Genomic DNA, 13,877 nt, shown 5'->3' on the forward strand with positions numbered 1-13,877 from the left:
CCGCCGTACCTCGTCGAGTGGTGCGGACCCGCCACCGCCGGAATCGAGTTGTCGCTGCGGGACAGGCTCACCGCACGCCTTCCGCGACGTACTCCGCCGGGGGCAGGTCGGCCAGCGACCAGTCCGGCGGCGTCAGCTCGCGGACCTCGGCGAACGCGGCCACGGCACGCTTGAGCTGCTCCGGGGTGTGGGTCGCGGTGAAACTGGCCCGTACCCGGGCCGAAGCCGCGGGCGGGATCACCGCGTTGACGTAGACCCCGCGCTCCAACAGGCTGCGCCAGGTGAAGATGGTCGGGACGACGCCGTCGAGCGGTACGCAGACGATCGGTGTCTCGCTGGGCAGCGGCTCGTACCCGAGGGCGGCGAGTTCGCGGTGCACGTACGACGCGTTCTCCAGCGCCTGCCGGCACCGCCACGGCTCGGCCTGGAGGATCCGCAGCGCCGCCTGGGCGGCGGCGAGGCTGGCCGGTGGGGTGGCGGCGCTGAAGATGAGACTGCGGGCGTGGTGCCGCAGGTACTCGATGACGTCGGTCGGCCCGAGCACCGCTCCGCCGATCGACGCCAGGGACTTGCTGAAGGTGACGGTGACGAGGTCGACCTGCTCGGTCAGGCCGAAGTGCGCGCTGGTGCCCCGGCCGTCGGCCAGGACGCCGAGGCCGTGCGCGTCGTCGACCAGGAGGCGGGCGCCGTACTTCTGGCAGAGCCGCACCGTCTCGGGCAGCGGGCACAGGTCGCCGGCCATCGAGTAGACCCCGTCCACCACGACCAGCCGGCCCGAGTCCGGTGGGCAGGCAGCCAACCGCCGCTCCAGATCCGCCATGTCGTTGTGGGCGAAGCGGCGTACCTTGGCCATGCTCAGACCGCACCCGTCGTAGACCGAGGCGTGCGCCTCGCGGTCGATGATGACCACGTCGTTGCGGGAGAGCAGTGCCGCGATCGCGCCGAGGTTCGCCTGGTAGCCGGTCGGGAAGACCAGCGCGGCCGGCATGCCGAGGAAGTCGGCCAGTTCCCGCTCCAGTTCCTCGTGCAGCGGGGTGTTCCCGTTGAGTAGTCGAGAACCGGTACGCGACGAGCCGTACTCCTCGATCGCCGCCTGGGCCGCGGCGCGCACCCGCCGGTCGGAGGTCAGGCCGAGGTAGTTGTTCGAGCCACACATCAGGACGTCGCCCACCGAGGTACGGGCGACCGTCGTGTCCGAGCCCTCGAAGACGGTGAAGTACGGGTAGAGCTCCGCCGCCTGGGCCACCCGGGCTTCCGTATACGACCGGCAACGATCGAAGATGTCCGTTGTCACCACGGTATTCCTGAGCCCCCTCTCATCTGGAACCGTGATTGTTCATTTCGCAACACGGGCTTGGACGACGCCGGCAGCGCCAGCCAATGCGACTACGCGGTTCGGTCGCCGCCGTTATCCCGGACACACTGGTCAGGGACTATTTCGTTAGATTCCCATCGCAGCGGCTTCAATTCCCTACGTCGTCCGGCCGGGCACTGAACCGACGCGCGAGGAAATGGCGATCAGGCAGAATCGGGCGCTGTTGTAGGCCGCATGCTTGCCCGTCGAAGGATCCCCGTGTGTCGCCTCAGATGCTCCTCATTGATCGAGTTTCTCTGGGCTGCCTACACCCTATCCACCGTGTCAAGGGGGTCAGCGGTACTTTGGTCCACTTCGGACGGGCTGGCCCGTCGCTTTCGGTCACCATAGGCCCATTGAACTGCGCTGATTTGACTATTGTCGCCCGACCGCCGGCCGCCGCTCGGCGCACGGCACCGCCGGACCGTCTCGTGATCGAGGTGTCACCACGAGCACGGTGAATGCGAGTTTGCGCTGCACCGGGGGCTGGCGAGGGCACGCACCACGAACATGATCATTGTCTACGGCCCGCCGCAGCCCGGTTACCGGCCAGGTTTTCCCTGGTCACACGGGGTACGCCGGCACCGGTCGACCGACCGGGACCCACACCCGGCCCGCCAACCCACGCCGGGGCCGGTCCGGCCGGTGAGGTTCGCCACGTTCCGGTGACCCTGTCGGGACGGACCCCGACCCGATCCACGAGCCAGCCGGACCGCCCCCGGCCCCGGCCTCTCCCGTACGGGTATCGCCGGTTTGTCCGGCCAGAAGTCCAAGGGCGTATCCGGAAATGGCTTGAAATTCGGCGAGCGCTTCGATTGACGCCAATGACGTGAGCACGAGCTAGCATGTGGCGCGCCACCAGCATTACCCTGACCGTCGATGCCGAGTACCCGGTTGCCACCTTCCGGAGAACCTCCGGAAATTGCCTCGCATCCCGGCGCCGAACCGGCGTCGAGAGGTCCCGTGACAGCGACAGGAGACGAGCGTGACAAGCAGCGCTGACGCCCGCAGCCACCCACAGACATTCGTGCCCGGCAATGTGGATGGTGTCCCGGATCAGCCATGGCGCGATCCCGCGTTACCGATCGACGAGCGGGTCGCCGACCTGCTCGGGCGGATGACCGTGGAGGAGAAGGTCGGCCAGCTCCGGTCAATCTGGATCGGCGGGTCCGCCACCGGCGACGACCTGGCGCCGCATCAACACAATCTGGCCGACGAGACGCCGTCCTGGGACGTGCTGATCGGCGACGGGCTGGGCCAACTGACCCGCACCCTCGGCACCGCACCGGTCACCCCGGCGCAGGGCAGCGCGACACTGGCCCGGTTGCAGGCCGAACTGGTCGCCGGCAACCGGTTCGGCATCCCGGCGATCGCGCACGAGGAGTGCCTGACCGGCTTCATGACCCTGGGCGCGACGATCTTTCCCGCACCGCTGGCCTGGGGCGCCACCTTCGATCCCGGACTCGTCGAACGGATGGCCGCCGAGATCGGCGCGGCCATCCGCCTGGTCGGCGCGCACCAGGGCATGGCACCGGTGCTCGACGTGACCCGCGACCTGCGCTGGGGGCGGACCGAGGAGACCATCGGCGAGGACCCCTATCTGGTCGGCACGGTGGGCACCGGGTACGTCCGCGGTCTCCAGTCGACCGGCGTCGTCGCCACCCTCAAGCACTTCGCCGGATACTCCTCCTCCCGCGCCGGGCGCAACGCGGCACCGGTGTCGATCGGGCAGCGGGAGCTCTCCGACGTGATCCTGCCACCGTTCGAGATGGCGGTACGCGACGCCGGAGCCCGCTCGGTGATGCCCTCGTACTCCGAGATCGACGGTGTGCCGACCGGAGCCGACGCCGCGATCCTCACCAACCTGTTGCGGGACGAGTGGGGCTTCTCCGGCACGGTGGTCTCCGACTACTACGCCGTCTCCTTCCTGGAACTGCTGCACGGCGTGGCGGACGGTCCGGCACAGGCGGCCGCCCTCGCCCTGGCGGCCGGGGTGGACGTGGAACTGCCGGGCGCACGCTGCTTCGGCACCCCGCTGCTCGACGCGGTCCGGTCCGGGTTGGTCCCGGAGGGCCTGGTCGACCGGGCGGTCACCCGGGTGCTCCGGCAGAAGTGCGAGCTGGGCCTGCTGGACCCGGACTGGCGGCCCGACCGGGCCGCCGACGGTGACGTCCCGGACCTCGATCCGCCGCAGGCCCGGGAGCTGTCGCGGCAGATCGCCGAAGAGTCCGTCGTGCTGCTCGGCAACGACGGCAGCCTGCCGCTGCCCGCCGACGCGCGCATCGCGGTCGTCGGGCCGCTCGCCGACGACACCACCGGAATGCTCGGCTGCTACGCCTTCCCGAGCCACCTCGGCCGCAATTTCCCGGAGATGCCGGCGGGTGTCGAGATCCGTACCGTCTGGGAGGCGCTCGGTGCGGAACTGCCCGGGGCGGAACTGACCCTCGCCACCGGCTGCGGCGTGGACAGCGCGGATCGGGCCGGGCTCGCGGCCGCACGGTCCGCCGCCGCCGCAGCCGACGTCTGCGTGGCCGTACTCGGTGACCGGGCCGGCATGTTCGGCAGCGGTACCTCCGGCGAGGGCTGCGACGTGGCCGACCTGCGGCTGCCCGGACTACAGGAGGAACTGCTGGACGCCCTGCTCGACACCGGTACGCCGGTGGTGCTGGTGCTGCTCTCCGGCCGCCCGTACGCGCTCGGCCGGTGGGCCGACCGGCTCGGCGCGATCGTCCAGGCGTTCTTCCCCGGCCAGGAGGGCGCCGGGGCGGTGGCCGGCGTCCTCTCCGGACGGGTCTGTCCGAGCGGTCGGCTGCCGGTCAGCATGCCGCGCGAATCCGGTGGACAGCCGGGCACCTACCTGACGCCGAAACTCGGCCGGCGAGGCAAGGTCAGCAGCGTCGACCCCACGCCGCTGTTCCCGTTCGGCTACGGACTGTCGTACACGAAATTCGCCTGGGAGGTCGACGACGACGTGCCGGCGGAGATCGAGACCGACGGCGTCGTCACCGTCGGGGTCACCGTCCGCAATGTCGGGGACCGCACCGGTGCCGACGTGGTGCAGCTCTACCTGCACGACCCGGTGGCCCAGGTGACCCGACCGGTGGTGCAGCTCGTCGGGTACGCCAAGGTGCGGCTCGAACCCGGCGAGGCGCGCACGGTCAGGTTCCGGATGCACGCCGAACTCACCTCGTTCACCGGGCAGGCCGGCCACCGCATCGTCGAGCCGGGCGAGATCGAGCTGCGACTCTCCGCGTCCAGCGACGACCACCGGCACACCTTCCGGGTACGCCTGGTCGGACCGGAACGGAAGGTCGGCCACGACCGGCAGATGACCACCGAGGTGACGATCGGGTGAACCGGCGGGCACCGGGGCGGTCACCTCGGTCCCGCCGACGTCGGACTCGCTGACGGTGGGGGCGCCGTGGCCGGCGCCCCCAGCTCAGGCGGTGGCGACCGGCAGCGTGAGTAGCCGCGCAGCACCAGGCGGTCGCGGCGCGCCCGGATGACGTCGTACGCCGGGTACGGATCAAGGCGTCCCTCCGGAAGGAACAGCGACGCCCGGGCGGTATGGGAATCAATCCTCGCGCCCCCCTGTGGCGGGCAGCGGTCACCGGTGACGCGGGCTGACGAAACCGCCCGGCGCCGCCGACTCAGCGCAGCGACCTGGCGCCGACCGGTCGCAGCGCGAGCCGCCGGGGTGCCTGCGCCGGGTCGAAGACCGGGCGGCGGTCGATCCGGGCCCGGACCTCGTCCGAACCGAACCGGTAGTCGATCCGGCGCACCGCCTCGGCCCAGTCCGTCCGGGTACGGATGCCGCGCAGCGTCTCCACCACGAAGGGGTCGTCCCAGCGGCTCCGGGCGCGTTCCCAGAGCACGAACGGCTCCTCGGTCAGCAGGTTGCCGACGGTGCCCTCGTAGATCGGCATCGCCCGTACCCCGCCGTCCGGCTCGATCTCCAGCGGCCGGAAGTCGGGGTGGCTGGCGACGTAGTCGGGGTGCATCTGCACGCCGAAGTTGTCCGTGGTGGAGACGGTCACCGAGGGCGGCGCGGCCTGCTGGAGCCGCTGCCGCGTCGCCTCGTCGACCAGTGCCGCGACCTGCTCGTCGGTCAACATCTCGTGCTCGCCGTAGGACACCCGGCTGGCCAGGCCGGTCGGCACCACCGCGCCGAACGCCACCTCGCTCAGGTGCGGAAACCGTGGCGCGACGGAGGCACACATCTCGTCGAGCTGGTGGTAGTTGCTCCGGACCACCACGTTGTCGATGCCGAACCGCAGCGGGGACTCCCCCGCCGAGGCCCGCCGGGCGGCCTCCGCGTCGAGCAGCGCCAGCGCGGCCATCGCCCGGTCGAAGGAACCGGCCCGGCCACGGATCCGGTCGTGCACCTCCGCCGTCGCGCCGTCGACACTGACCACCAGCTTGGCGACGAGGCCGGCCAGGTCCCGGACCGTCTGCTCCGGCAGCGACCAGCCACTGGTGTACAGAAAGACCCGTACCCCGGCCGCGGCGAACCGTTCCACCACCTCCACGATGCGCGGCACGGTGAGCGGCTCACCCCCGCAGAGCGTGATCATGGCCGGCCGGAAGGTGATCAGCGCGTCCGTCACCTTCAGCATCTCCTCGTGGCTCAGGTTCTGCGGGCGGCGCCGGCCCGACTCGGTGTAGCAGTGGGAGCAGCGCAGCGGACAGGCGAAGGTGACGTCCCAGATGAGGACGTTCGGACCCGCGTCGACATTCATCAGACGGCTCTCCCGGAGGAATCGGCGGTGCGGTCGCCGGAACCGTACGGGCACCGGACCGCCCGGGACATCGGGCGAGGGGTACGCAAGAGACACGACCGGATACGCAGGCCGCGGCGCCCGACAAGCCACCCGTACCCGTCGACCGTCGGTGGTGCCGGCCCGGCGGTTGCGTACCCGAGCACCGATTCCCCGGTGCGCCGCGCCACCTAGCGTTGCGGCGTGGCGGCCGCCACGGCCCGCCGCCCGTCGCCAGCAGAGGAGGTGGATCATGCGCGCTTACCCGCCGGTCGACGTCTCGTAAGGGGCAGGTGCCTGATGGCGGTGGCCACCCCCATGACAGGTGGCCACCGCGGCGCCGAACCGCCGAAACCGTCGACGTCGCAAGGAGTGTGCCCGTGTCGACCTCACCGACAGCCGGCCCGACCCGCCACCCCGGCGCCGTCGCGGCACTGGTCCGCGAGCTGCCGCGCGTCAACGCCCCGCTGACCGTGCTGCTCGGCGCGCTGACCGCCGGACAGGTCGCGGGGGTCGTACTGCTGCCGCTGGCGATCGGGCGACTGGTCACGGCGCTGACCGCCGACGCCGGCCCGGAGGCGTCCCGGCAGGCGTGGTCCGGGCTCACCCTCCTGGCACTGGCGCTCGTCCTGGACATCGCCCTGGAGCCGATCCGCGCGATGGTCACGGCGATGCTGAGCACCGCGGTCGACGGCAGCCTGGCCCAACGCACGGTCGAGGGGGCACTACGCCCGACAGGGGTCGCGCACCTGGACGACCCGGACCTCACCGACCAGCTCGAACGGGCGCGCGGGGTCGGGATCGGCGCGCACGCCCCCGGCCAGGCCGTCAACGCGCTGGCCGCCCTGGTCCCGCTCCGACTCACCGGGTTGGCCGCCGCGATCCTGCTCGGCTGGGCCGGGCAGTGGTGGATGCCGGTCGTACTCGGTGCCGCCTGGATCGTCACCGGCCGCTGGCAGGAGAAGGAGATGGCCCGGGCCGTCGCCGCCAACACCGCGAGAACGGTCCAGCTACGGCACGCGGCGTACCTGCGCGACCTCGCGGTGACCGCGCCGTCGGCCAAGGAGCTGCGCCTGTTCGGCCTGCACCAGTGGCTCGTCGAACGCTTCACCCGGGAGTGGTGGGACGGCGTCGTCGAGATGCGCCGCAAGACCACCGACGGCCGGCGGCATGTGGCGGCGAGCGCGCTGCTGCTGGCGGCGCACGTCGTCGTGGTGGTGCCGCTGGCGTACGGGGCCAGCAACGGCGACCCGCCGGTCGGGGAGCTGACCATCGCCCTCCAGTCGCTGCTCGGATTCTTCGCCCTCGGCTTCACCGGCGACCTGCAACGGCGGCTGCACCTGGCCAGTGCCGCCGTACCGCCGGCACTGGCGGTGAGCGCGCTGGGTACCCCGCCCTCCGGCGCCACCGGGCTGGCCGCGACCGGGCTGCCGCAGCGTGAGATCCGCTTCGCGCGGGTCCGCTTCGGATATCCCGGCGACCGCCGCCCGGTCGTCGACGACCTGGACCTCGTCATTCCGGCCGGATCGTCGCTGGCGATCGTCGGGGACAACGGCGCCGGCAAGAGCACCGTCACCAAGCTGCTGGCCGGGCTGTACCGGCCGGACGCCGGCCTGATCCGCGTCGACGGGCGGGACCTGCACGAGTACGACCTCGCGAGCTGGCGTCGGCAACTGGCCGTCGTCTTCCAGGACTTCGGCCGGTACCCGTTCTCGGTACGCGACAACATCGCCTTCGGCGCGGTCGAGGCCGCCGCCACCGACGGGGCGGTCGTCGAGGCCGCCCGACTCGGCGGCTTCCTCGGAGTCGAGCAGGGGTTGGCGGACGGCTGGGACACCCCGCTCACCAGCGCCTACACGGGCGGGACCGAGCTGTCCGGCGGCCAGTGGCAGCGGCTGGCGCTGAGCCGGGCGCTCTACGCGGTGCGCCACGGTGCCCGGGTCCTCGTCCTGGACGAACCCACCGCGCACCTGGACATCGAGGCGGAGTACGAGCTCTACGCCCGGTTCCTGGAGATCACCGCCGGGATCACCACGATCCTGGTGTCACACCGGTTCGCCACCGTCCGGCTCGCCGAGCGGATCGCCGTGCTGCGGGGCGGCCGGGTGAGCGAGTACGGCAGCCACGACGAACTGCTGGCCGCCGACGGCCGGTACGCCCAGATGTTCCGGGTGCAGTCCGCGCCCTTCACCGATTCCGCAGGAGGCCGTCGTGGGTAGCTGGCTGAGCGCCGCCCGGCTGGTGGTGGGTGTCGCGGTCCGGGCCGACCCGCGACGCGCGGTACTGGTCATGGTGCTCGTCCCGCTGTTCAACATCGTCGCGGCGGCACAGGCACTCGGCCTGCGCGGCATGGTCGACGGTGCGGTCGCCGGGCAGCTCACCGAGGCGCTGACCGGCGGCCTGCTCCTCGTGCTCGTCACCGTCTTCGTGCACCAGGCCAGCGCGGTCGCCACCGACCTGCGGCAGGTGCTCCAGCAGCGCGTCGGGCTGGAGTTCGACCGCCGGCTGATGACGTTGTGCTCCGGCCCCGCCCACCTCAGCCACTACCACGACCCCGAGTTCCTCGACACCGCCGAGCTGGTACGGCAGCGCCGGACCGAGTTCGGCGGGGCGTTCGCGGCGCTGGTCGAGAACGCCGGCCTGCTGGCCCGGTTCGTGGCCGCAGTGGTCCTGATGGCCGTCGTCAACCCGTTGCTGGCCCTGCTGCCGCTCTTCATCGTGCCGCTGGCCCTCGCCATCCGCTGGCAGGCGAACATCGTCGCCGCGGCCGAGGTGGCCGGCGCCGAGGCCGACCGGCACCGCGCCGCCCTGCTGACCCTGGCCACCGACCCGGCCGCTGCCGGTGAGGTCCGGCTGTACCGGCTCGGCGGCGAGATCGCCGCCCGGCACCGGGAGGCCTTCACCGTCTCGGCGCGGCGCCGGGAGGCGGCCCGGACCCGCGGCGCCGTCGCGGCGGCGGCCGGTTGGCTGCTCTTCTGCGTCGCGCTGGTGGCCGGACTCTACGTCGTCACCCGGTCCGTGCTCGCCGGCACCGCCTCCGCCGGGGAGGCCGTGCTGGTGCTGCTGCTCGGTACCCGGTTGGTCGGCGCCACCACCGGACTGAGCTGGTTGATCGGCTGGCTGCGCCGTGCGCTGCACACCGTCGCGCTCTACCAGCGCCTGGCCCGGCACCCGCACCGCACCGCCGCCACCGGGCCCGGCCGGGAGCTGCCGGAGCAGGGCGACCTCGTCCTGCACGGCGTCAGTTTCCGGTATCCCGGCGGGGCGACCGCGGCGCTGGGCCCGATCGACCTGCGGCTGCCCGCCGGGGCCACCGTCGCGGTCGTCGGTGACAACGGTGCCGGCAAGTCCACCCTGGTGGCACTGCTGGCGGGCCTCTACCCGCCGTCGACCGGGCAGATCACCTTCGGCGGTCAGGACCTGGCGCAGGTGGAACCGGACGCGTGGCGCGGCCGGGTCACCGGGGTTTTCCAGGACTTCTGCCGGTTCGAGCTGCTGGCGAGGGAGTCGGTCGGCGTCGGCCGGCTCGGCGCGATCGACGACCGGGAGGCCGTGGGCAGCGCGCTGGAATCGGCCGGCGCGGACACCTTCGTGGCCGAACTCCCGGCCGGCCTGGAGAGTCGGCTCGGCCGGACCTTCCCGGACGGCACCGACCTGTCGTCCGGGCAGTGGCAGAAGCTCGCGCTGGCCCGGGGCCGGATGCGCACCCGCCCCGCGCTGGTGCTGCTCGACGAGCCGGCGGCGAGCCTCGACCCGGACAGCGAGGCCGAACTGCTGCACAAATTTCTCGCCCCGGCCACCCCGGCCGCCGGTACGCCGACCACCGTCGTGGTGTCGCACCGGCTGAACACGGTACGCGACGCCGACCTGATCGTGGTCCTGCACGAGGGCCGGATCGTGGAGTACGGCCCGCACGCCGAGCTGCTCGGCCGGGGCGGCCGCTACGCGGAGATGTACGCGTTGCACGCCGCCGCGTACGCCTCCGGCCCGACGGTCCTGTCGTCGGCCGCGAGAGCGGTCGGGGTCGAGGTCCGGGCAGGCGCGGTTCAGCCCGGGTAGGCGTCCGGGGCGCCGGGCTCCCCCGGGCCGCCCTCGACCGAGCGGCTGAACCAGTCCGCCCGCAGCTCACGACGGGAACCGATGCCTAGTTTCCGGTACACCCGGGCCAGGTGGCTCTCGACGGTCCTGGCCGACACGACCAGCCGGATCGCGATCTCCCGATTGGACAGGCCGCCGGCGGCGAGGGCCGCGACCTCGTTCTCCCGGACCGTCAGGGTCGGTGAGGCCAGGTTCGGTGCGGGCAGGCCGAGGGTGTTCCGGAGCCGGCCGGCCAGCGCGACCGCAGCGGCGTAGTCCTGGTCACGCCCGGACAACACCCTCGTGGCGGCCTCGGCCAGCCGGAAGGCCCGCCGGTGCAGCCCCATCTCGGCGAGCCGGTTGGCCTGCTCAAGCAGGCCCGCACGGTCCCGGTTCAGCAGCGCCAGTTCGCCGCGCGCCTCGGTCGCCAGCCGCCTCGCCTCGACGTACCGGAGGCAGGTGGCGAGCCGGTCGGCCAACCCGACCGGCCGGTCGGCGGGCGGCAACCGCGCCGCCCAGGTCAGGTACTGCAACTCCACGCTCCGGCAACCCGCCGCGCGGGCCGCCGTCGCCGCCTCGTCGAGACGCCGCCCGGCGGACCGGGTGTCGCCACGGGCGGCGGCGACCGCACCGTCGGCCCACGGCCGGAGACCCGGCAGCACCGCCAACCGGTCCGGAGGCTCCACGTCGAGTACCCGCTGCGCCTCGTCCGGCCGCCCTGCCGAAGCCAGCGACACGGCGAGCCACGCCGACGCCTCCGACCGGAACAGCCGGAAACCGACGGCCTGTTGGGCCAGCGCCTCACGCAGCGGCTCGACGGCGGCGGAGTACTCGCCCCGGAGCAGCCGCGCGTACCCGGCCAGCAGCGGCCAGTCGACGGCGCGCAGCCGGGTGCCGGGTACCTCTCCCGGCGGTCTCGGCCAGCGGCCGAGGATCGGGTCGGTGACCGGCAGGGTGGCGCTGCCGTCCCGCCAGAGCGCGAGCAGGCAGCGGACCGCTGCGGCCAGACCCGCCGCCTCCGGCGCCCGGTCGTCGCCGCTGGTGGCGGCCAGCATCGCCGCCCCGCCAGCGGCCTCGTCGGTGCGGCCGAGGAGGGCCAGCGCCACCGTTCGGGCGATCCGGCACCTCAGTACGGCGGAGCTGCCGACGGATCCGGTGGCGGAGTGCCGGTGCAGCAGCCGGTCGGCGACCCGGACCGCTTCGGCCGGCCGCTGGCCGAGCAGCAGGATCAGCGCATCGGCGGCGTCGACGACGTCCACGGCCCCGGGCGCGGCGAGCGACGCGGCGGCGTGCAGTGCCCGCAGGTCGGCGTGGGCCGAGGCCGGGTCGCGTTCCGTCGCACAGCGGTGCACGGCGAGCGCGGTCGAGAGCACGATCCGCCCGGTGGCCGAGTGCTCGGAGGCGGTCGCCTGGTGGAGTACCGACTGCGCCTCGCGGCCGCTCCCCTGCTCGGCGAGCGCGTCGGCCAGTACGACGGTGGTGCGGGCCGACGGGTCCTGACCGAACGCGATCCGCGCCAGCCGGAGCGCCTGCTCCGGACTGTGCGGACGTACTCTGCGGGCGGCATCGGTCAGCACTCCGGGGTGGACCGGCGCGCCCGCGGCCACCTGCCAGCGGGCGACCGTTACCGGATCGGGTGCCGCACCCCCGACGGCCGCCTCGATGAGCGCCGACGCGATCCGGCGCCGCCGGGCCGGCGAGACCTGTGCCCAGACGATCGCCTGGAGCAGTGGATGGCTGAATCCCACCGACACCCCGTCCTCGGTGTCCGTGGTCCGCAACAGGTCCAGGTCCTCGAGTTCCTCGACGGCGGCCGGGGCGACCCGGTCGATCAGCTCGATCGGCACGTCGTCGCTGACCGCGACCGCGGCCAGCGCGTCCCGGTGGGTCGGGGTGAGCCGGTTCGGTCCGGGCAGGAAGAGTTCGACCAGCTGCGGCGGCACGCTGAGGGCGCCGCGCCACCACCACAGGCCCCGGTCGGGCACCAGTCGCCCCGTGGTGATGCCGTGCCGGACCAGTTCGGTCGCCAGTCGCGGGTTGCCGCCGGTCCACTGGTAGACGAGCTGGACGGTGGTCGAGGCGACCGCGTCGCCGAGCATCGCCCGCATCAGGGTCGCCGTCTCGGTCGGGTCCAGCGGTGGCAGGTCGACCCGACGCAGGTGCCGGTCCTTCCAGAGCGCCACGACGGCATCGGGCGCTGCCACCTCCGCCCGGGTGGTGACCATCAACCGGATGTGGCCGTCCTGCGCGAGGCCGAGCAGGGTGCTCGCCGACCGGTCGTCCATCCAGTGCGCGTCCTCCACCACCAGCAGCGGGGTACGCGACCGTCCACGTCGGACGAGTTCGGCGCGGATCCGGCCCGGTACCAGGGCCGGGTCGCCGGTGACCGGAAACAGTTGGCTGAACGGTCCGAACGGAATCGGCCGCCCCGCCTCGGTCGCGGTGGTACGGGTCACGGCGTACCGGTCGGCCGAGAGTTGTCGGGTGACGAGTTCGACCAGGGTGGTCCGGCCGGTCCCCCGTTGCCCCACCAGCACGGCGCCACGGTCTGCGGTCACCGCGCTGAGGACCTGCTGGACCAGGCCGGATCGTGCGATCAGTGGTGCCCCGATGCGGTCCACGGGTTGCCCCCTCCCTGCCGCGGACACCGACATCCCCCCAGATGTCGGCTGAGCCGTTCGGGATTGCGGCTCGGTCAACGTCGTCTACGAATGCTCCAATCGTTGCGACGGTCTTCCCGGCACGTACCGATCGGTTCGGTCTCCCGAATCCCGACCTGCGGAGATCCCGCGAACGGATCCGGATCCTGTGCGAGCATCACGATTACTCGCTCGACGTCGTGGTATTGGTCGACAGTGCCAGCCACGACTGGACCGCGACTGAACGGGGTCTGGACGGCCCGGCGCACGGCTGTCCCGGACCGGTGCGGACATCCCCTGTGCGATGCACCGCGAGCCCTCCCCTCGACCGGATATCGAATAATCGTCGACACGGGTCCGCGGCCCGAGTGCCGACCGACTGGCGTGAGATGCGCCAGGCACGCCTGAGGTGATCCGCTCCGTTGATCCGAGTGGCCGGAGCCGGATTCCAGGTGTGGGCCGGGCTCGCCGGTCACCTTCGGAAACCCGGTCGCGGATGCTGGCATCCGGCCTGCCCGGCGCCGAGGAAATGGTAGCGGTCACTTCGAGGCTCCGATCCGGTCTGTCGGATACTCAGCGTGCGGGCTCGCGGGTACGCCTGGATCGGCGACCATCCCGCCAGCGCCGACGACACCGCCGAGGATCGTCTCGCGTACGGTTCGGGCGACGAACGCCTTGTACTCCTCGGGCGACTTGCCGTCCAGGCGTACGAAGCGCAGGTAGCTCTCGACGCTGGTGATGACGCAGAACGTCTCGACAAGGTCGTCGAAGGGCACGTCGGTGCGCAACCAGCCGCGCTCGGCGGCCAGTCGGAGTACGCGCTCGACCTGTCTCCTGATCTCGGCGAGCCGCTCGGCCAGGTGACCGCGCAGTTCGCCGTCTCCGGTCGCCGCGCCGGTGACCGCGGCCCAGACCCCGGCCGACGGTTCGTTGATGTCGAGCATCGTCTCGGCGATGAAGACCGCGAACCCGTCCCGGTCCGGGACCCGGAGCAGGGCCGCGCCCCGCTCGGTGGCGAGGAAGTCGAGGTCGCGTCCTTCGACACCGAAG

At 72.6% G+C, this 13,877-nt stretch carries 7 protein-coding genes; 3 read left to right on the forward strand and 4 right to left on the reverse strand.

Annotation, left to right across the window (positions count from 1 at the left end; translation table 11 throughout):
* Positions 1–67: 67 nt before the first annotated feature.
* The gene (locus V1634_RS32310) at positions 68–1,246 is read right to left on the reverse strand and encodes an aminotransferase class I/II-fold pyridoxal phosphate-dependent enzyme (RefSeq protein WP_331210574.1); all 1,179 of its coding nucleotides are present in this window, start codon (positions 1,244–1,246) and stop codon (positions 68–70) included.
* 1,093 nt (positions 1,247–2,339) lie between these two features.
* Here V1634_RS32310 and V1634_RS32315 point away from each other — a divergent pair.
* Entirely contained in the window at positions 2,340–4,709 is a 2,370-nt protein-coding gene (locus V1634_RS32315) for a beta-xylosidase/alpha-l-arabinosidase (protein WP_331210575.1), read from the forward strand.
* A gap of 295 nt (positions 4,710–5,004) precedes the next feature.
* Here the strand turns inward: V1634_RS32315 and V1634_RS32320 are convergent, their stop codons facing one another.
* A complete protein-coding gene (locus V1634_RS32320; protein WP_331210576.1) occupies positions 5,005–6,093 on the reverse strand; it encodes a radical SAM protein in 1,089 nt (362 codons plus the stop codon).
* Between the two features lie 398 nt (positions 6,094–6,491).
* Here V1634_RS32320 and V1634_RS32325 point away from each other — a divergent pair, with 398 nt between their 5' ends.
* Positions 6,492–8,330, forward strand: a complete 1,839-nt coding sequence (locus tag V1634_RS32325; protein WP_331210577.1) for an ABC transporter ATP-binding protein — start codon at positions 6,492–6,494, stop codon at positions 8,328–8,330.
* Positions 8,323–10,170, forward strand: a complete 1,848-nt coding sequence (locus V1634_RS32330; RefSeq protein WP_331210578.1) for an ABC transporter ATP-binding protein — start codon at positions 8,323–8,325, stop codon at positions 10,168–10,170. The genes V1634_RS32325 and V1634_RS32330 overlap by 8 nt, the downstream gene beginning before the upstream one ends.
* Here the strand turns inward: V1634_RS32330 and V1634_RS32335 are convergent.
* Together V1634_RS32335 and V1634_RS32340 are read right to left on the reverse strand one after the other, a co-directional pair.
* The gene (locus V1634_RS32335; RefSeq protein WP_331210579.1) at positions 10,158–12,809 is read right to left on the reverse strand and encodes a helix-turn-helix transcriptional regulator; all 2,652 of its coding nucleotides are present in this window, start codon (positions 12,807–12,809) and stop codon (positions 10,158–10,160) included. The two genes, V1634_RS32330 and V1634_RS32335, sit on opposite strands and share 13 nt — an antisense overlap.
* Before the next feature lie 557 nt (positions 12,810–13,366).
* Positions 13,367–13,877, reverse strand: a 511-nt coding sequence (locus V1634_RS32340) for a hypothetical protein (RefSeq protein ID WP_331211453.1), incomplete at its 5' end; no start/stop codon positions are given.

The sequence above is a fragment of the Plantactinospora veratri genome, from assembly GCF_036421995.1.
GTDB classification, from domain to species: Bacteria; Actinomycetota; Actinomycetes; order Mycobacteriales; family Micromonosporaceae; genus Plantactinospora; species Plantactinospora veratri.